Below are 17,998 nucleotides of genomic sequence, written 5' to 3' on the forward strand. Positions count from 1 at the left end.
CCCCACCGTACGCCCAACGGGTGAACACACCCCCGCGTGACAACACCCCGTACCGGTCGTTAGTCGAGACGACACGGCAGGTTGACGCCGGGAGAGGCTGGGGGTCGGCAGGGCGATGGGGCGACAGCGCAGGCACACGGGCGGCGGCCTGGCCGTCGGGGCCGCCGTGGCGGGGCTCATGGCGCTCGTCACGGGCTGCTCCGGCGGCGGCGCGGCGGCGAGCGACGACCCGAGGGCGGCCGACCCGGCGGGCACGGTGCGCCGCCTCGCCGACTCGCTGGTGCGCGCGGGGAGTTCCGAGGCCCGTACGTCCATGGAGATGGCCAGCGGCGGCACGCGCGTGACGATCACCGGCCGGGGAGCGTACGACTACGCGCGGCGCCTCGGCCGGTTCGAGGTCGTGCTGCCCCAGGACCCGGCGGACGGCGGCAGGCACAAGCCGCCGGTCACCGAGGTGATGGCGGGCGGCGACCTGTACATGAAGAACCGCGGCGCCGGAGTCCCCGCCGACAAGTGGGTGCACGTCGAGACGGCCACCCTGTCCGACGGGAACCTCGTCACCGGCGGCGCCACCGACCCCCTCGTCGCCGCCGAACTCCTGCGCGGCGCCCGCCGGGTGACGTACGCGGGCCGGACCCGGCTCGACGGCGTCGACGTCCGGCACTACCGCGGCGTCGCCGACCTGGCCCGCGCCGCGAAGGGCGCGGCACCGGACCACGGCCGGGCGCTGCGGGTCGCGGCGGCGAAAGGGTTCAGCAAGGGCGGGGTGCGGTTCGACGCGTACGTCGACGAGGGGGGCCTGCCGCGCCGGATCCGGCACCGGTTCGCGGTCGCCGACGCCGACGTGGCGTCGACGACGTCGCTGTACGGGTTCGGGGTCCGCGTCGGCGTGCGGCTGCCCGCGGAGCGGAACATCTACGCCGGGAAGATCGCCGAGCGCTAGTCGGAATATGGTCCGTCCGTGTCATGCGCGGTACGTAGGGCGCTCCCTACTCTGGAAAGCCGGTACCGGCACGACCGTGGTCAGGAAGAGGTGGTGAACGTGGCTCCCATCGGCGGCACAGCGGTTCAGGACCACGTTGCCCTCGCCGAGATCGAGCTGTGCGGTGAACTGATCATCGCGGCGTCCGCCGCGCGTGGTGAGCGGCTCAGTGCGGACCGGATCGACGAGGTGCTCAGGGTCTCCGACGGCACCGGAGACCCGACCGAACCCCCACCGGGGTTCTGACCCCCCGCCCCGCCGCGGCTCGTCTCCCGCCCGCTACCCCGCACGACCCGACGGCCGGGAACGCGGCCACTGCGGGGCGCGAGGTCACGGGTGGGCGGGTGGGAGACAGGCCGCGGCGGGGCAGGGGATCCCGCGGGCCCCGCCGGCAGGCGTCACGTGCGGAGCATCCGCCCGATCGCCTTCGTCGCCTCCTCCACCTTCGCGTCGATCTCGTCGCCGCCCTTGAGAGCCGCGTCCGCGACGCAGTGCCGCAGGTGCTCCTCCAGGAGCTGGAGCGCGAAGGACTGGAGCGCCTTCGTGCCCGCCGAGACCTGCGTGAGTATGTCGATGCAGTAGACGTCCTCCTCGACCATGCGCTGGAGGCCGCGGATCTGGCCCTCGATGCGGCGCAGCCGCTTGAGGTGCTCGTCCTTCTGCTTGTGGTAGCCGTGCGTCTGGTGGGCGGACTGCTCCTGCGGCTGCTCGCCGAGGTCGCCGCCGGGCGCGGCCGCCGCCTCCGTGGTCGTCATCGCGTCCTCCTGTGCATCCCCCGGCGTATACCCTGGGTGGGTATATGGTACCGGATTTCTCGGGTGGTGTGCTGATCACTGTGCCTGATGGGCGACACTGGGGTCTGGCCGGTTAGCCGTGGCCGGATGATGCGCCTAGCATCAGCCTGACCGCATCCAGAGCACCCCGAGGACCCCACGTGCGATTTCGTCTGACCCCCAGGGAGACGAGCTTCTACGACATGTTCGCCGCATCCGCGGACAACATCGTCACGGGCTCCAAGCTCCTGATGGAACTGCTCGGGGCCGACGCCTCGGCCCGAGCCGAGATCGCAGAGCGTATGCGGGCCGCGGAACACGCGGGGGACGACGCGACGCATGCGATCTTCCACCAGCTGAACTCCTCGTTCATCACGCCGTTCGACCGTGAGGACATCTACTCCCTCGCGTCGTCGCTCGACGACATCATGGACTTCATGGAGGAGGCCGTCGACCTGGTCGTCCTGTACCAGGTCGAGGAGCTTCCCAAGGGAGTGGAGCAGCAGATCGAGGTGCTCGCCCGGGCCGCCGAGCTGACGGCCGAGGCGATGCCGAACCTGCGCACCATGGACAACCTCACCGAATACTGGATCGAGGTCAACCGCCTGGAGAACCAGGCCGACCAGATCCACCGCAAGCTGCTCGCCCACCTCTTCAACGGCAAGTACGACGCGATCGAGGTGCTCAAGCTCAAGCAGATCGTGGACGTCCTCGAGGAGGCGGCCGACGCGTTCGAGCACGTCGCCAACACCGTGGAGACCATCGCGGTCAAGGAGTCCTGAGTCAGTCCATGGACACCTTCGCGTTGATCGTGACCATTGGCGTCGCGCTCGGTTTCACGTACACGAATGGCTTTCACGACTCCGCGAACGCCATCGCCACCTCCGTCTCCACGCGGGCCCTGACGCCCCGCGCGGCGCTCGCCATGGCCGCGGTGATGAACCTCGCGGGCGCCTTCCTGGGCAGCGGCATCGCCAAGACCGTCAGCGAGGGGCTCATCGAGACGCCCGAGGGCACCAAGGGGATGTGGATCCTCTTCGCCGGGCTCGTCGGCGCCGTGGTGTGGAACCTCGTCACCTGGTACTTCGGGCTGCCCTCGTCCTCGTCGCACGCGCTGTTCGGCGGCCTGGTGGGCGCGGCCCTCGCGGGCGGCATCGGCGTCATCTGGTCGGGCGTCGTCGAGAAGATCGTCATCCCGATGTTCCTGTCGCCGATCGTCGGCCTCGTGGTCGGCTATCTGGTGATGTGCGCGATCATGTGGATGTTCCGCAAGGCCAACCCGCACAAGGCCAAGCGGGGCTTCCGCATCGCGCAGACCGTGTCGGCCGCGGGCATGGCGCTCGGGCACGGCCTCCAGGACGCCCAGAAGACCATGGGCATCGTGGTGATGGCCCTGGTCATCGCCGATGTGGAGGACCCCGGCGACCCGATCCCGGTGTGGGTGAAGCTCTCCTGCGCGGTGATGCTCTCGCTCGGGACGTACGCCGGTGGCTGGCGCATCATGCGCACCCTCGGCCGGAAGATCATCGAGCTGGACCCGCCGCAGGGCTTCGCCGCCGAGACGACCGGCGCCGGGATCATGTTCACCACCGCGTTCATGTTCCACGCGCCGATCTCCACCACCCATGTGATCACCTCGGCGATCATGGGCGTGGGCGCCACCAAGCGGGTCAACGCCGTGCGCTGGGGCGTCGCCAAGAACATCATCCTCGGCTGGTTCATCACCATGCCCGCGGCTGCCCTGGTGGCCGCGGTGAGCTTCTGGATCGTGAACCTGGCCTTCCTGTAGGGCCCGGGTTCCCGGTACGACCGTGCCCCCGCCGGATCGGCTGATCCGCCGGGGGCACGGCCGTGTGTGGAGCCGTACGGGGTGCCTCTTGCCGGAGCGGGAGTCCCTCACCGCAGTGAGGGCTACTCACCCGGTGAGGGCCGCTTACTGCAGTGAGGGCTACTCACCCAGTGAGGGGCACTTACTGCAGCGAGAACCACTCACCCCAGTAAGCGACCCTCATCCGGTAAGGGCTACTCACCTCGGTAAGCGCCACTCACTGGGTAAGGGCTACTCACCTCAGTAAGAGCCCCTCACTCTGGCAGAGGCCCCTCACCTCGGCAGAGGCCCCTCACCTCGGCAGAGGCCCCTCACCTCGGCAGAGGCCCCTCACCCCGGCAAAGACCCCTCACCCCGGTACGGGCTACTTGCCGAAGTACTGGCCGAAGTGGGCCGAGCCGTAGCCGCCGCCCAGGTTGAAGCTCTTGGCGCCAGTGCCGGTCATCCCGGTGGGGCCGGTCGGGAGCTGCCAGGTGCGGCCGACCCAGGTGTCCTCGCCCATGCCGCCCACGTAGACCTCGGGCGCGCCGTTCTTGTCGGCGTCGACGACGGTGACCGCCTCACCGAAGTGGTCCGACTTCTCCGAGGTGCTGGGCACCCCCTTGGAGTTCTGCGTGAGGACCTTGGCGCCCTTGGTGGTCACGCCGGACGCGCTGCCGCGCAGCATGGTCACCGAGCCGGACACGGCCGTGGCCGGGTCCGTGGCGGACTCCCAGGAGGCGCCGACCACGAGGTCGCCGTAGCCGTCCTTGTCCAGGTCGCCGATGGCCACGTCGGTGCCCCAGCGGTCGCCCTTCTCGTCGACGCCGGGTACGCCGGGGCTGTCCTGGTCGTAGACGCGCGCGGGCAGGGTCCGGCTCACGCCGTCGGGGCCGCCGTAGGTGACGCTGATCGCGCCGCTGTTGTCGGCGTCGTACTCCTGCGGGGTGCCGACGAAGTCCTGGTAGCCGTCGCCGTTGAGGTCGCCGAAGGTGCCGGTGTGCCGGGAGTTGAGCTTGCCGCCGGGGACCAGGCCGTCGCGGGTGCCCTTGAGGACGCGGGCCTGGTCGCTCCAGTCGGGGGCGGGGGCGGAGCCCATGGCCACGACGTCGTCGATGCCGTCGCCGGTCATGTCGCCGATCTCGGCGCCGCTGACGGACACCCCGTCCTTGGCCTCGGTGTCCCGGAAGGCGAGCGCGGCGGGCTTGCCGGTGGCGCGGCTGATCGGGCCGTACATCATGCCCACGCCCCACTGGGCGTCGCTCTCCGGGCCGACCTGGGCGGCGCCGACGATGTCGTCCTTGCCGTCGCCGTTGACGTCGCCGACGCCGTGCCAGGCCGAGCGGAAGGCGGGGGACTTCTGGGAGGTGCCGTCGCCGCCCCTGGCCTGGGTGCCGCCGGAGACGCCGTCCTTGCCGCCCCACAGCACGAGCAGGTCGTCGCCGTCGCTGACCAGCAGGTCGTCGTAGCCGTCGGCGTCGAGGTCGCCGTGGTCGGCCTTGGTGCCCCAGCCGTAGTCGCTGGGCCTGGGCTCGCCCGGGACGCCGGGGGTGGCCCGGCTGATCAGCTGCTGCTTGTCGTACTTCAGGCCGTCGGCGGAGCCGTAGACGATGGAGACGAGCCCGGCCCGCTTGATGCCGTTGATCTTGGCGTTGGGCGCGCCGATCGCCAGGTCGGGGTAGCCGTCGCCGTTGAAGTCGGCGGCGGGCTCGGCCGGGGCCGCCTTCGGGGCGGCGGGGGCGGCCTGGGCCGGGGCGGTGACGCTCAGCAGGGCGGCGGCGCAGGCGGCGGCCGCGAGGAAGGTGGTTCTGCGCAAGAGAGGGATCCCCCCAGGTGTGTGTCAGGCCGCAGGGCGTGCGTGGCCTGATCCCGATGCTGGGTTGACCGCTGGGGGAGGCCGAAAGTTGGTGTGACGTGGGTTACGTCAGGCCCGGGTGCCGGGGCCGGAACGGGCGGGGCCCGCCCCCCGGGAGCCAGGGGGCGGGCCCTTCTGCGTCCCCTGCGGTGGCACCGCCATGCAGCACCGCGGGGAGTCGGGTGACGGCTCAGCCGAAGCGGCCCGAGATGTAGTCCTCGGTGGCCTGGACCGACGGGTTGGAGAAGATGCGCTCGGTCTCGTCGATCTCGACGAGCTTGCCGGGCTGGCCGACCGCCGCGAGGTTGAAGAAGGCGGTGCGGTCCGAGACGCGGGCCGCCTGCTGCATGTTGTGCGTCACGATGACGATCGTGAACCGTTCCTTCAGCTCGCCGATCAGGTCCTCGATGGCGAGGGTCGAGATCGGGTCGAGGGCCGAGCAGGGCTCGTCCATCAGCAGGACCTGCGGCTCGACCGCGATGGCGCGGGCGATGCACAGGCGCTGCTGCTGACCGCCGGAGAGTCCGGAGCCGGGCTTGTTCAGGCGGTCCTTGACCTCGTTCCAGAGGTTCGCGCCCTTGAGGGACTTCTCGACCACGTCGTTCAGCTCGGACTTCTTGTACGAGCCGTTGAGCCGCAGGCCCGCCGCCACGTTGTCGAAGATCGACATCGTGGGGAAGGGGTTGGGGCGCTGGAAGACCATGCCGACGGTGCGGCGCACGTTCACCGGGTCCACGCCCGAGCCGTACAGGTCGTCGCCGTCGAGGAGGACCTTGCCCTCGACGCGGCCGCCCGGCGTGACCTCGTGCATGCGGTTCAGGGTGCGCAGGAACGTGGACTTGCCGCAGCCGGAGGGGCCGATGAAGGCCGTCACGGAACGGGGCTCGACGGTCATCGAGATGTCCTCGATGGCCTTGTGGGACCCGTAGAAGGCGTTGAGGCCGGAGACGTCGATTCGCTTGGCCATGGGGATCACTGCTTTCGGGAAAAGAAGGGGTACTGCTGTCGGTCGCTGCATGGCCGCCTCAGCGACCGGTCTTCGGGGCCTTCCAGCGGGCGATGGCGCGGGCCACGAGGTTGAGGATCATGATGAAGCCGATCAGGGCGAGCGCCGCCGCCCAGGCACGGTCGTAACCGGCCTTGTAGCCCGACGCGTACTGCTGGTAGATGTACAGCGGCAGTGAGCCCTGGGCGTCCTCGAACGGGTTCGTGTTGATGAACGGGGTCGTCCACACCAGGAGCAGGACGGGCGCCGTCTCACCGGCGATGCGGGCGACGGCCAGCATGACGCCGGTCGTGATGCCGCCGATCGCGGTGGGCAGGACCACCTTCAGGATGGTGCGCCACTTCGGCACGCCGAGCGCGAGGGAGGCCTCGCGCAGCTCGTTCGGGACGAGCTTCAGCATCTCCTCGGTGGAGCGCACGACCACCGGCATCATCAGGATGGACAGTGCCATGGCACCGGCCCAGCCGGAGAAGTCGAAGCCCAGGATCAGGATCCAGAAGCTGAGGACGAACAGACCCGCGACGATGGACGGAATGCCCGTCATGACGTCGACGAAGAAGGTGACGGCCTTGGCGAGCTTGCCGCGTCCGTACTCGACGAGGTAGATCGCGGTGAGCAGGCCGATCGGCACGGCGATCAGGCAGGCGAGGCCCACCTGCTGGCCGGTGCCGACGATGGCGTGGTAGATGCCGCCGCCCGGCTCCTCGTCGGCGACGACGCCCATGGAGTGGGTCAGGAAGTAGGTGTCGAAGACCTTGGTGCCGCGCTTGACGGTCTCGTAGATCAGCGACGCGAGCGGCACCACGGCCAGCAGGAACATCACCCACACCACCGAGGTGGCGAGGCGGTCCTTGGCCTGGCGGGTGCCCTCCACGGAGGCGGCGAGGGCGTAGGAGACGCCGACGAACAGCAGCGCGGCGATCAGGCCCCACTGGACGCGGGAGTCGAGGCCCGCGGCGAGGCCGATGCCCACGGCGACGGCCACGGATCCGGCCGCGACGGCGTACGGGGTCCAGCGGGGCAGGCGGGCGGTCTTGAGGCCCGCGTGCTCGATGACAGGCGTGGTGCTCATGCGTTGGCCCCCGAGTACTCCTTGCGGCGGGCGATGATCATCCGGGCCGCGCCGTTGACCAGCAGCGTGATGACGAACAGGACGAGGCCGGAGGCGATGAGGGCGTCCTGGCCGTACTCGCTGGCCTCGCTGAACTTGCTGGCGATGTTCTGCGCGAACGTGCCGCCGCCGTAGTCGAGCACGGAGGCCTGGATCACGAAGCTCGGGGAGAGCACGGTGGCCACGGCGATGGTCTCGCCGAGCGCGCGGCCGAGGCCCAGCATCGAGGCGGAGATGATGCCGGAGCGGCCGAAGGGCAGCACCGACATGCGGATGACCTCCCAGCGCGTGGCGCCGAGGGCCAGGGCGGCCTCCTCGTGCATCCGCGGGACCTGGAGGAAGACCTCGCGGCTCACGTTGGTGATGATCGGCAGGATCATGATCGCGAGCAGGATGCCGACGGTCATCAGGGAGCGCGGGGCGCCGCCCTCGTACTCGAAGATGCCGGTCCAGCCGAAGTAGTCGTCGAGCCAGCTGTAGAGCCCGGTGAGGTGCGGGGCGACCACGAGGGCGCCCCAGAGGCCGTACACGATCGAGGGCACGGCGGCCAGCAGGTCGATCACGAAGGCGATCGGCGTGGCCAGCCTGCGGGGCGCGTAGTGCGAGATGAACAGCGCGATGCCGATGGCCACGGGCACGGCGATGGCGAGCGCGATGATCGAGCTGACGATGGTGCCGAAGACCAGGACGGCGATGCCGAAGTAGGGCTTGCCGTCGTGGGTGACACCGGCGGGGTCCCACTCGAAGGTGGTGAGGAAGTTGCCGGTGTTGTCCGAGAGGGCGACGGACGCGCGGTAGGCGAGGAAGACCGCGATCGCGGCCATGATCACCAGTACGGCGATGCCGGAGCCGCGGGAGAGCGCGAGGAAGACCCGGTCACCGGGGCGGGTGGCGCCGCGGGCGGCGCGCTTCTGCTCGCCGGTCGTGGGCTTGGCGTCTTCGACGGGAGGGGAGGGTGGTGTCGTGTCGGTGGGTATGTCCATGGGATTCTCCGGTCTGCGGAGCCGACCGGCCCTGGTGGGGCGGGGAGCGGCTCCTGGCGGCGGTGCACCGGACGGCGCGGCCCGCCGGGAGGCGGGCCGCGCGCTCAGGTCAGCTGAGGTTCTTGACGATCTCGCGGACCTTGGTGTTGATCTCGGTGGGGATGGGGGCGTAGTCCTTCTCCTTGAGGACCGCCTGGCCGTCGTCACCCGCCGTGTAGGTCAGGAAGGACTTGACGGTGTCGAGCGTGTCCTTCTTGTTGCCCTTCTCGCAGAGGATTTCGTACGTCACCAGGGTGATCGGGTACGCGCCCTCGGCGGTGGGCTTGTAGTTCAGCTCCAGGGCGAGGTCGTTGCCCTTGCCGACGGTCTTGGCCTCGGAGATGGCCTTGGAGGCGTTGTCGACGGTGGCCTTGACCGGCTCCTTGGCGTCCGTCTTCAGGTCGACGGTCTTGATGCCTTCCTTGGCGTACGACAGCTCCATGTAGGAGATGGCGCCCTCGGTCTGCTTCACCTGCTGGGCCACGCCGGAGGAGCCGCTCGCGGACTGGCCGCCCTTGGCCTCCCAGCTCTTGCTCGGCTCGTAGGGCCAGGCGGAGGGGGCGGCGCCCTTCAGGTACTTGGTGAAGTTGTCCGTGGTGCCGGACTCGTCGGAGCGGTGGAAGGCCTGGATCTTGGTGCTGGGGAGCTTGGCCTCGGGGTTGAGCTTCTTGATGGCCTTGTCGTCCCAGGTCTTGATCTTGTTGTTGAAGATCTCGGCGATGGTCTTGGCGTCCAGGACCAGCGTGTCGACGCCCGGGACGTTGTAGCCGACCGCGATCGGGCCGCCGACCATCGGCAGGTCGATGGCCTGGCTGTCCTTGCAGACCTCCTTCGACTTCTCGATCTCCTCCGGCTTCAGCGCCGAGTCGGAGCCCGCGAAGGCGGTCTGGCCCTGGAGGAAGGCGGTGATGCCCGCGCCGGAGCCGTCCGGCTTGTAGTTGAGCTGCACTTCCTTGCAGGACGCGCGGTACTGCTTGACCCAGGCGTCGATCGCGCCCTTCTGCGCCGACGAGCCCGAGGCCATGAGCTGGCCCTTGGCGCCCTCGCAGTCGATGTTGCTGTTGGCGGAGGTCTTGGTGCCGCCGTCCTTGTCTCCGGTGTCGTCCGAGCCGCACGCCGTGAGGGCCAGGGCGCCGGAGACGGCGAGAGCACCGAGGGTGAGGGCCCGCCGGTTCATGCGCTGAAGCTTCACTTTCGGGAGTTCCTTCCGGGAGCCGCCTGGCCGTTGGCTGGCCTGTGGTGGCGGCGTGCGAAGTGGTTCGGGAGGCCTTGGGCGGCCACGGGTTTCGACGCGTCGTCGCTGTGTTCCATACGCGGTGCCGGGGCGATCTGGGCGGTCGCGCCACGCATCGCGTAAGGCCGAAATTAGGCAGAACAGGTGAAGCGGTCGATTGTCGTAAGTGAACGAGCGGTGAACCTACGCGGACTTTGTGGTTAGGTCACGGGCTGATTACGGCTACGGGCGCGTGAAGGTCGTGGGGGCGTGCGGGGGTGTCTGCGCGCCGTTTTCTGGCGGGGGCGCCCTGGGCCGCCCTCGATCGGCGCTCCGCGCCTCGTCCTCAAACGCCGGACGGGCTGAGTCTTCGCGCTACGCGCTCGTCCTCAAGCGCCGGACGGGCTGGATCGTCGCGCTGTGTGCTTGTCCTCGGGCGGCGGGTGTCCCTCGCGGGGGGCGCCCCAGACCCGCCCCTTCTCCGAAACCATGGGGCTCCGCCCCCTGGCACCCCCGTGAATTGCCGCTTCGCGGCTCGTCCTCAAGCGCCGGGCGGGCTGAGTCTTGCGCTGCGCGCCTTGTCCTCGGGCGGCGGGCGGGCTGGATCGTTGCGCTGTGTGCTTGTCCTCGGGCGGCGGGTGTCCCTCGCGGGGGGGCGCCCCAGACCCGTCCCTTCTCCGAAACCATGGGGCTCCGCCCCCTGGCACCCCCGTGAGTGCGCCGGACGGGCTTTCCCCGCCGCGTCAGCGGCGGATCACAGAAAGCCGACGACGGCGAGCAAGCGGGACGATCCAGCCTGCCCGGCGTTTGAGGGCGAGGCGCGGAGCGCCGATCAGGGCGGTGAAGGGCGCCCACGCCAGGGCTAGGTCGTGATCGTCTCGCGGAGCCAGGCGCGTTGGAAGGCGAATCTCGCCGCCTCCACCTCGTGGCGCTGGTCGGCGTGCAGCACGCCGAGGGCGTACGCGGTGGCGGGAGCGATGCGGGGCGTGCGCGCGGCGGACGCCGCCGCGGCTGCCGCGTCCGCGGCCTCCCGGTGGTGGTCGAGGGCCTGCCCCGCCTGGAGCAGCCGGGCGTCCGGCGGGGCGTCGCCGAGGAGGACCTCCTGGGCGTACCGGTGCAGCCGCAGCAGGGAGCGGACCTTCAGCCAGGGCGCGTCCTGGGCCTCCGGCGCCGTGTCGGCGGCCAGGCCGTGGACGAGGGCCTCCGCGTTGTACGGGTGCCCCGCCCGCAGCAGGGGCAGCGCCGCGACCGCCTCCATCAGGTGCGCCTCGGCCGCCGCGGCCAGCGGTTTGAGGTCGGCCTCGGGGGCGGGGTGGAGGGGGACCTCGCTGGCCAGGACGGCGACGTTGTCCGCGACGGCGTGGAAGCGGGACGAGCCGAAGGCCTGGAGGGCGGCGGAGTGGGCCCGGGTGCGGGCCAGCGTGAGCTGGCGTTCGAGGAGCGCGGCGGCCTTGGCGGCGCCCACCGCCAGGGGACCGCTCGGCTTCTTGGCGCCCTGCCCCGCCCGGGGCTTCCCCGCGCCCGGCGCCGGGGCCCCGGTCCACTCGTCCCGCCCCGTGGGGCGGCCGCCCCCGGCGGGCACGGCCGCGGCGGGCGCCGGGACCGGGGCCGGGGTCGAGAGGCGGTGCAGCGCGCCGAGCAGCCGGTCGAGCCGCGCGGCGTACGCGTGCTCGCGGGCCAGCGTGCCGGAGAGCCACGCCAGCTCGGGGCGGAGGGACTCCGTCCACTCCGGGTCGAGGAGGGGCCGGAAGGTGTGCAGCGTCGCGCCCACGCGGCGGGCGGCGCGCCGCAGCGAGCGCGCCGCCGCCAGGGACTCCTCGGCTCCCTGCGCGTCCGTGGTGGACTCGCGGTGCAGCCGCAGCGAGCGGAGGAAGTCGGTCGCCTGCTGCTGAAGGTAGACCGACAGGACCTCGCCCGCCGTCATCTCATGGTGTTGCTGTGCCACGCCGGCGCCTCCGGGCGTCTATGAGCATCTCCTGTACGTTCCGCAGGGGCTGGCCTTCCGGGTCCGTGGCGTGCCGCGTCCAGTTGCCGTCCGCCCCCAGGTGCCACGAGGCCGTGGTGTCCGACATGCCGGTTTCGAGGAGCCGGTTCAGGGTCGCCCGGTGGTTCGGGTCGGTGACCCGGACCAGGGCCTCGATGCGGCGGTCGAGATTGCGGTGCATCATGTCGGCGCTGCCGATCCACACCTCCGGTTCGCCGCCGTTGCCGAAGGCGAAGACCCGGGAGTGCTCCAGGAAGCGGCCGAGCACGGAGCGCACCCGTATGTTCTCGGACAGGCCCGCGACACCGGGCCGGACGGCGCAGATGCCGCGCACCCACACGTCCACGGTGACGCCCGCCTGCGAGGCCCGGTACAGCGCGTCGATGACGGCCTCGTCGACGATCGAGTTGACCTTGATACGCACATAGGCGGGGCGGCCCGCGCGGTGGTGCTGGATCTCCCGGTTGACGCGGGTGACCAGGCCGTCGCGCAGGGACCGGGGCGCCACGAGCAGGCGGCGGTAGGTCTCGCGGCGCGAGTAGCCGGAGAGCCGGTTGAAGAGGTCGGAGAGGTCCGCGCCGACCTCCTGGTTGGCGGTGAGCAGCCCCAGGTCCTCGTACAGGCGTGCGGTCTTCGGGTGGTAGTTGCCGGTGCCCACGTGCGAGTAGCGCACCAGCTGGTCGCCCTCCTGGCGGACCACGAGCGACAGCTTGCAGTGCGTCTTCAGGCCGACCAGGCCGTAGACGACGTGGCAGCCCGCCTCCTCCAGCTTCCGCGCCCACTTGATGTTGGCCTGCTCGTCGAAGCGGGCCTTCAGCTCGACCAGGACGAGGACCTGCTTGCCGGACTCGGCGGCGTCGATGAGGGCGTCGACTATCGGGGAGTCGCCGGACGTGCGGTACAGCGTCTGCTTGATGGCGAGGACGTCGTCGTCGGCGGCGGCCTGTTCGAGGAAGGCCTGCACGGACGTGGAGAACGAGTCGTACGGGTGGTGCAGCAGCACGTCGTGCCCGCCGCGCAGGGCGGCGAAGATGTCCGGCGCGGACGCCGACTCCACCTCGGCCAGGTCCCGGTGGGTGCCCGCGACGAACTTCGGGTACTTCAGCTCGGGCCGGTCCAGGCCCGCGATGGCGAACAGGCCGGTGAGGTCGAGCGGCCCCGGCAGCGGGTACACCTCGGACTCGCTGATCTTCAGCTCGCGCACAAGCAGGTCCAGGACGTCCTTGTCGATGGACTCCTCGACCTCCAGGCGCACCGGCGGCCCGAAGCGGCGCCGCATCAGCTCCTTCTCCAGGGCCTGGAGCAGGTTCTCCGCGTCGTCCTCCTCCACCTCCAGGTCCTCGTTCCGGGTGAGCCGGAACATGTGGTGCTCCCGGATGTTCATCCCCGGGAACAGCTCCTGGAGGTGCTTGGGCGCGGCGATGACGTCCTCGATGGGCACGTACCGCTGCGGGGACGCCTCCAGGAAGCGGGACAGCAGGGGCGGCACCTTGACGCGGGCGAAGTGCTCGTGCCCGGTGACCGGGTTCTCGATCACCACGGCGAGGTTCAGGGACAGGCCCGAGATGTACGGGAAGGGGTGCGCGGGGTCCACGGCCAGCGGCGTGAGCACCGGGAAGATCCGCTGCATGAACAGCGTGTAGAGCCGGGACTGCTCCTTGTCGGTCAGCTCGTGCCAGCGCACCACGTGGATGCCCTCGTCGGCCAGGGCCGGGGCGACCTCCTCCTGGTAGCAGGCGGCGTGCCGGGCCATCAGCTCGCGCGAGCGGTTCCAGATCAGCTCCAGGACCTCGCGGGGCTGGAGGCCGGAGGCCGAACGGGTGGCGACGCCCGTCGCGATGCGGCGCTTGAGGCCCGCCACCCGGACCATGAAGAACTCGTCCAGGTTCGACGCGAAGATCGCCAGGAAGTTCGCCCGTTCGAGCAGGGGCGTGTTCGGGTCCTCGGCCAGCTCCAGGACGCGTTCGTTGAAGGCGAGCCAGCTGCGCTCCCGGTCCAGGAAGCGGCCCTGCGGCAGGGCCGTGCCGTCGGCCCCGGTCTGCGCGTCCTCGTCGTACGCGTCCAGGTCGGCGTCGATGTCGGGGTCCAGGTCGGAGACCGTGGCGGAGATCGTGTGCGGGCGGTGGGCCGCCAGGGAGCCTACGGACGGCTGGGCGTGCCGGATGCCGTCGGCGTCGGGGCTGGTCACTTCGGTCTGCGCGGTGGGCTCGCTCATGGTCTTATTCTTCCGCGCTCCACCCGTCGCGGGCGCGCCGGAAGGCGGGGGCACGGGGCGGGCCCGGCCGTTCTGGCGCGCTCGGCCCGGCGCCGGGTCGGGCACGGTGGGGGGCTGCATTGCCTGAGCGTCGCAAGCCTGTCTGAATCATTGGTTACGCCGACATGACGCCTGGGGGTTCGCCTGGGAACGCCGGGGCGCCCGGCGGCTTTCGCCAGCGCGAACCGGGAGGGTCGGGACTCCGCCCGGCGGCTTGTGACCCCGCCGGGCGGGCCTCCGGTACGCCGGGACTCCGTCCGGTGCCGGGGGCTTCGCCGATGCCTGGGGACCTCCGTTCGGCGCCCTCAGGCCTCCGGTCGGGTACGTCGGCGCCGCGCCCGGTGCCGTGGGCTTCGTCCGGGGCCTTGGGGCTCCGCCCGGTACGTCAGGCCCCGTTCGCCGCCGGGGCCTCACGCGGTGCCTCAGGACTCCGTCCGGTACATCAGGTCCGTCTCGTGCGTCACGAACCCCAGCCGCTCGTACACCTTCACGGCCGCCTTGTTGTCCGCGTCCACGTACAGCATCGCCGTGGGCAGGCCCGCCGCCGCCAGGTGGCGCAGGCCCACCGTGGTGAGCGCCTTGCCGAGGCCGCCGCCCTGCGCGCCGGGGCGCACCCCGACCACGTACACCTCGCCGAGCTGCTCCGCCGCGTGCACCTTCGTCCAGTGGAAGCCGACGATCTCCCCGTCGGCCGCGCGCTCCGCCAGGAAGAACCCCGCCGGGTCGAACCACGGCTCCGCCTTGCGGTCGTCGAGGTCGCGCTGGGTGAGCGAGCCCTGCTCGGGGTGGTGCGCGAACGCCTCGGCGTTCACCGCGAGCCACGCCGCGTCGTCCGCGCCGGGCACGAAGGTCCGTACGCGTACGCCGTCCGGGAGCACCGGGTCCGGCAGGTCCAGGTCGGTCAACGGGCGCCGCATCTGCCGCAGTTCGCGGAACAGGGTGAGGCCGAGCACCTGGGCCAGGTGCCGGGCGGCCGCGTGCCCGCCGTGCGCCCACACCCGAAGGCGCCTGCCGGACTCCGCCAGCAGGGCCGTGCCCAGCGCCCGCCCGTGCCCGTGCCCCCGGCGGGCCGGGTGCACCACCAGCTCGGCGGCCGGGGCCTCGACCGGGTCGGTGTCCTCCAACTGCGCGTAGCCGGTGAGTTCGCCGCCGACCGTGAGCAGCAGGTGCCGTACGCCGGGCCGGGCGCCGCCGCGCAACTGGAGCCGCCCCTGCTCGCTCACGGCCTGCTGGCCGTCGGTGCGGGCGGCGTCGGAGAGCAGCCCGAGCACGGCGGTGGCCTGGTCGGCCGTGAGCGCGTCGTAGGTGTCGATCTGCCGGAGGGAGGCGGCGGCTTGGGCGGGGGTCTCGTCGGTCATACGGCGACCATACGCTCTGCTGGCCCCTGGGCCCTGGGCGGTTCACCCCTGCCCTCGGCTGCTGGGCGCGCCCTCTTCTGGCCCCTGGGCCCTGGGCGGTTCACCCCTGCCCTCGGCTGCTGGGCGCGCCCTCTTCCCCCACCCACCCGCCCTCCTTCAGCGCTCCGCGCCTCGCCCTCAAACGCCGGGCAGGCTGGAACGTCCGCGTCTGCGCCGTCGTCGGCCTTCCGTGTCGTGCCCACCCGCCCGCCCGGATCGGCGCTCCGCGCCTCGCCCTCAAACGCCGGGCAGGCTGGAACGCCCGCCCCCTCGCCGTCGTCGGCTACCCGCGCCCCTCGGGGGCGAGCGCGTGGGATCGAGCCCGCCCGGCGTTTGAGGGCGAGCGCGTCAGCGCGACGAAGGGTGGGTGAGGGAGAAGCCCGCCCGGCGTTTGAGGGCGAGCGCGTCAGCGCGACGAAGGGCGGGTGGGTGGGGGAGAAGCCCGTCCGGCGTTTGAGGACGAGGCGCGGAGCGCTGATGAAGGGCGGGTGGGTGGGAGCAGAGGGCGCGCCCAGAGCGTCGGCGCGCGGAGGGAACGCCCGGTGGGGGGCGCGGGGGTTTAACCCCGCGGCGGCGCCCACGCCAGTGAATGGCTATCAGGCTGTAACCGGCGAAGCCCTGTTGCGCTACGCGCGTTGACCATAGGCTTCGCGTCGGCCCCAGTCGTCGACACCACCCCAGGGGAGACCGTGTCAGCCATACCCCAGCCCCGCAGGCCCCGGCGGCGATCCGCCCGCGTACTCGCGGTCGCGGCGGGGCTCGCCACCGTCGGTGCGCTCACCGCCGCGCTGCCCGCCACCGCGGGCCAGGACCAGAGCCCGAGCCGGGACCGGATGCAGGCCGCGGGCCACGCCAAGAAGCGCACGGTCGACGTACAGCTGCTGTCGTTCAACGACTTCCACGGCAACCTCCAGCCGCCCGCGGGCTCCTCCGGCCAGGTCACCGAGAAGCAGCCGGACGGCACGGAGAAGAAGATCGACGCGGGCGGCGTCGAGTACCTGGCGTCGTCGCTGCGCACGGCCCGCCAGGGCCACCCGTACTCCGTGACCGCGGCGGCGGGCGACCTCATCGGCGCCAGCCCGCTGCTCTCCGGGCTCTTCCACGACGAGCCCACCGTCGAGGCCCTGAACAAGATGGACCTCGACGTCTCCAGCGTCGGCAACCACGAGTTCGACGAGGGCGCGAGGGAACTGGCCCGCATCCAGAACGGCGGCTGCCACCCCAAGGACGGCTGCTACGAGAAGGACCGGCACGGCAAGCCGAAGAAGTTCAAGGGCGCCGACTTCCCGTACCTCACGGCGAACGTGACGGACGAGAAGACCGGCAAGCCCCTCCTGAAGCCCTACTGGGTGTGGAAGCACAAGGGCGTGAAGATCGGCTTCATCGGCCTGACCCTGGAGGGCACCCCGGACATCGTCTCGGCGGACGGCATCAAGGGCCTGAAGTTCCACGACGAGGTCGAGACCATCAACAAGTACGCGAAGGTCCTCGACAAGCAGGGCGTGAAGTCGATCGTCACCCTCATCCACGAGGGCGGCTCCCCGGCCAGCCAGGCGTACAACTACGACTGCGACTCGCCGGGCCCCGGCGACGGCATCTCCGGCCCGATCGCCGCGATCGCCAAGGGCGCCTCCCCGAAGGTCGACGCGTTCGTCACCGGCCACACCCACCAGGCGTACGTGTGCACCATCCCGGACCCCGCGGGCAAGCCGCGCATGGTGACGTCGGCGTCCTCGTACGGGAAGCTCTACACCGACACGACGCTGACGTACGACCGCAAGACCCGTGACATCGTGCGGACCAGCGTGAAGTCCGCGAACCACGTCGTCAGCCGGACCCAGCCCAAGGCCGCCGACATGACCCGGCTGATCGACCGCTGGAACAAGCTGGCCGCGCCCATCGCCAACAAGCCCGTCGGCTACATCTCCGGCGACATCCCCGGCCGCGGCGCGGGCACCCCCGAGTCCCCGCTCGGCGACCTGATCGCCGACGCGCAGCTCGCCCACGCCAAGTCCCTGGACCCGAAGGCCGAGCTGGCCCTGATGAACCCGGGCGGCATCCGCTCCGACCTGGTCCACAAGGCGAGCGGCGACGAGGGCGACGGCGTGGTGACGTACGGCGAGGCGTTCACCGTGCAGCCGTTCGCCAACACCGTGAACCTGGTCGACCTGACCGGCGCGCAGCTCCTGACCGCCCTGCGCCAGCAGGTCAGCGGCCCCAACGAGGCGTCCCCGAAGATCCTCCAGATCTCCCAGGGGCTCACGTACACCCTGGACATGACGAAGAAGGGCGCGGACCGGATCGTCACCGACTCCGTGAAGCTCAACGGCAAGGCGCTCGACCCGAACGCCACCTACCGCGTCGCGATGAACTCCTTCCTCACCGGCGGCGGCGACGGCTTCGCCGAGCTGGGCAAGGGCAAGAACCCGCTGGTCGGCTCGGACGACCTGAAGGCGCTCAACGACTACTTCGCCGCCAACTCCTCGGCGGACAAGCCGATCGCACCGCCGAAGGCGGACCGCGTCACGGTCGTGAAGTAGCGCGTCCGAGGCAGACACTTCTGCCGTAGCAGTTGTGAACTAACTCTCCGAGAA

General features: G+C 71.1%; 14 protein-coding genes. 5 read left to right on the forward strand and 9 right to left on the reverse strand.

The window, feature by feature from the left end:
* The first annotated feature begins 115 nt into the window (after positions 1 to 115).
* Together ACOBQU_RS20520 and ACOBQU_RS20525 are read left to right on the forward strand one after the other, a co-directional pair.
* On the forward strand, positions 116 to 943 hold the full coding sequence (locus tag ACOBQU_RS20520) for a hypothetical protein (protein WP_423628776.1): 828 nt from the start codon (positions 116 to 118) through the stop codon (positions 941 to 943).
* 90 nt (positions 944 to 1,033) lie between these two features.
* Positions 1,034 to 1,228 (forward strand): hypothetical protein, encoded by a 195-nt coding sequence (locus ACOBQU_RS20525; protein WP_423628777.1) that lies wholly within the window; start codon positions 1,034 to 1,036, stop codon positions 1,226 to 1,228.
* 152 nt (positions 1,229 to 1,380) lie between these two features.
* Here the strand turns inward: ACOBQU_RS20525 and ACOBQU_RS20530 are convergent, their stop codons facing one another.
* On the reverse strand, positions 1,381 to 1,737 hold the full coding sequence (locus ACOBQU_RS20530) for a metal-sensitive transcriptional regulator (RefSeq protein WP_423628778.1): 357 nt from the start codon (positions 1,735 to 1,737) through the stop codon (positions 1,381 to 1,383).
* Between the two features lie 179 nt (positions 1,738 to 1,916).
* On the opposite strand from ACOBQU_RS20530, the gene ACOBQU_RS20535 reads away from it, so the two are divergent.
* Both ACOBQU_RS20535 and ACOBQU_RS20540 read left to right on the forward strand, forming a co-directional pair.
* Positions 1,917 to 2,537, forward strand: a complete 621-nt coding sequence (locus ACOBQU_RS20535) for a DUF47 domain-containing protein (protein ID WP_423628779.1) — start codon at positions 1,917 to 1,919, stop codon at positions 2,535 to 2,537.
* 8 nt (positions 2,538 to 2,545) lie between these two features.
* On the forward strand, positions 2,546 to 3,544 hold the full coding sequence (locus ACOBQU_RS20540; protein WP_423628780.1) for an inorganic phosphate transporter: 999 nt from the start codon (positions 2,546 to 2,548) through the stop codon (positions 3,542 to 3,544).
* Positions 3,545 to 3,947: 403 nt separating this feature from the next.
* Here ACOBQU_RS20540 and ACOBQU_RS20545 read toward each other — a convergent pair whose 3' ends face one another.
* The 8 genes from ACOBQU_RS20545 to mshD form a co-directional block, all read right to left on the reverse strand.
* Positions 3,948 to 5,378 (reverse strand): integrin alpha pat-2, encoded by a 1,431-nt coding sequence (locus ACOBQU_RS20545; protein ID WP_423628781.1) that lies wholly within the window; start codon positions 5,376 to 5,378, stop codon positions 3,948 to 3,950.
* 229 nt (positions 5,379 to 5,607) lie between these two features.
* Complete coding sequence (gene pstB / locus ACOBQU_RS20550) at positions 5,608 to 6,384, reverse strand: phosphate ABC transporter ATP-binding protein PstB (RefSeq protein WP_423628782.1); 777 nt, start codon at positions 6,382 to 6,384, stop codon at positions 5,608 to 5,610.
* 58 nt (positions 6,385 to 6,442) lie between these two features.
* Positions 6,443 to 7,495 carry a phosphate ABC transporter permease PstA gene (gene pstA, locus ACOBQU_RS20555; protein WP_423628783.1) on the reverse strand — a complete coding sequence of 351 codons (1,053 nt, stop codon included), beginning with the start codon at positions 7,493 to 7,495 and terminating at the stop codon, positions 6,443 to 6,445.
* Positions 7,492 to 8,517, reverse strand: a complete 1,026-nt coding sequence (gene pstC / locus ACOBQU_RS20560) for a phosphate ABC transporter permease subunit PstC (protein ID WP_423628784.1) — start codon at positions 8,515 to 8,517, stop codon at positions 7,492 to 7,494. The genes pstA and pstC overlap by 4 nt, the downstream gene beginning before the upstream one ends.
* A 109-nt stretch (positions 8,518 to 8,626) precedes the next feature.
* Positions 8,627 to 9,748 (reverse strand): phosphate ABC transporter substrate-binding protein PstS, encoded by a 1,122-nt coding sequence (gene pstS, locus ACOBQU_RS20565; RefSeq protein WP_423628785.1) that lies wholly within the window; start codon positions 9,746 to 9,748, stop codon positions 8,627 to 8,629.
* Between the two features lie 883 nt (positions 9,749 to 10,631).
* Positions 10,632 to 11,714, reverse strand: coding sequence for a CHAD domain-containing protein (locus ACOBQU_RS20570; protein WP_423628786.1), 1,083 nt, complete (start codon positions 11,712 to 11,714; stop codon positions 10,632 to 10,634).
* On the reverse strand, positions 11,695 to 13,968 hold the full coding sequence (locus tag ACOBQU_RS20575) for an RNA degradosome polyphosphate kinase (protein ID WP_423628787.1): 2,274 nt from the start codon (positions 13,966 to 13,968) through the stop codon (positions 11,695 to 11,697). The genes ACOBQU_RS20570 and ACOBQU_RS20575 overlap by 20 nt, the downstream gene beginning before the upstream one ends.
* Positions 13,969 to 14,429: 461 nt before the next feature.
* Positions 14,430 to 15,365, reverse strand: a complete 936-nt coding sequence (mshD, locus tag ACOBQU_RS20580) for a mycothiol synthase (protein WP_423628788.1) — start codon at positions 15,363 to 15,365, stop codon at positions 14,430 to 14,432.
* 728 nt (positions 15,366 to 16,093) lie between these two features.
* On the opposite strand from mshD, the gene ACOBQU_RS20585 reads away from it, so the two are divergent.
* Positions 16,094 to 17,944 carry a bifunctional metallophosphatase/5'-nucleotidase gene (locus ACOBQU_RS20585; protein WP_423628789.1) on the forward strand — a complete coding sequence of 617 codons (1,851 nt, stop codon included), beginning with the start codon at positions 16,094 to 16,096 and terminating at the stop codon, positions 17,942 to 17,944.
* The last annotated feature ends 54 nt before the right edge of the window (positions 17,945 to 17,998 follow it).

The organism is Streptomyces sp. G45, from assembly GCF_049542095.1.
GTDB lineage: Bacteria > Actinomycetota > Actinomycetes > Streptomycetales > Streptomycetaceae > Streptomyces.

Coding starts and splice junctions, on each gene's coding strand:
- ACOBQU_RS20520 (WP_423628776.1), top strand. CDS start 116: ATGGGGCGACAGCGCAGGCACACGGGCGGCGGCCTGGCCGTCGGGGCC.
- ACOBQU_RS20530 (WP_423628778.1), bottom strand. CDS start 1,737: ATGACGACCACGGAGGCGGCGGCCGCGCCCGGCGGCGACCTCGGCGAG.
- ACOBQU_RS20540 (WP_423628780.1), top strand. CDS start 2,546: ATGGACACCTTCGCGTTGATCGTGACCATTGGCGTCGCGCTCGGTTTC.
- pstB (WP_423628782.1), bottom strand. CDS start 6,384: ATGGCCAAGCGAATCGACGTCTCCGGCCTCAACGCCTTCTACGGGTCC.
- pstA (WP_423628783.1), bottom strand. CDS start 7,495: ATGAGCACCACGCCTGTCATCGAGCACGCGGGCCTCAAGACCGCCCGC.
- pstC (WP_423628784.1), bottom strand. CDS start 8,517: ATGGACATACCCACCGACACGACACCACCCTCCCCTCCCGTCGAAGAC.
- ACOBQU_RS20575 (WP_423628787.1), bottom strand. CDS start 13,968: ATGAGCGAGCCCACCGCGCAGACCGAAGTGACCAGCCCCGACGCCGAC.
- mshD (WP_423628788.1), bottom strand. CDS start 15,365: ATGACCGACGAGACCCCCGCCCAAGCCGCCGCCTCCCTCCGGCAGATC.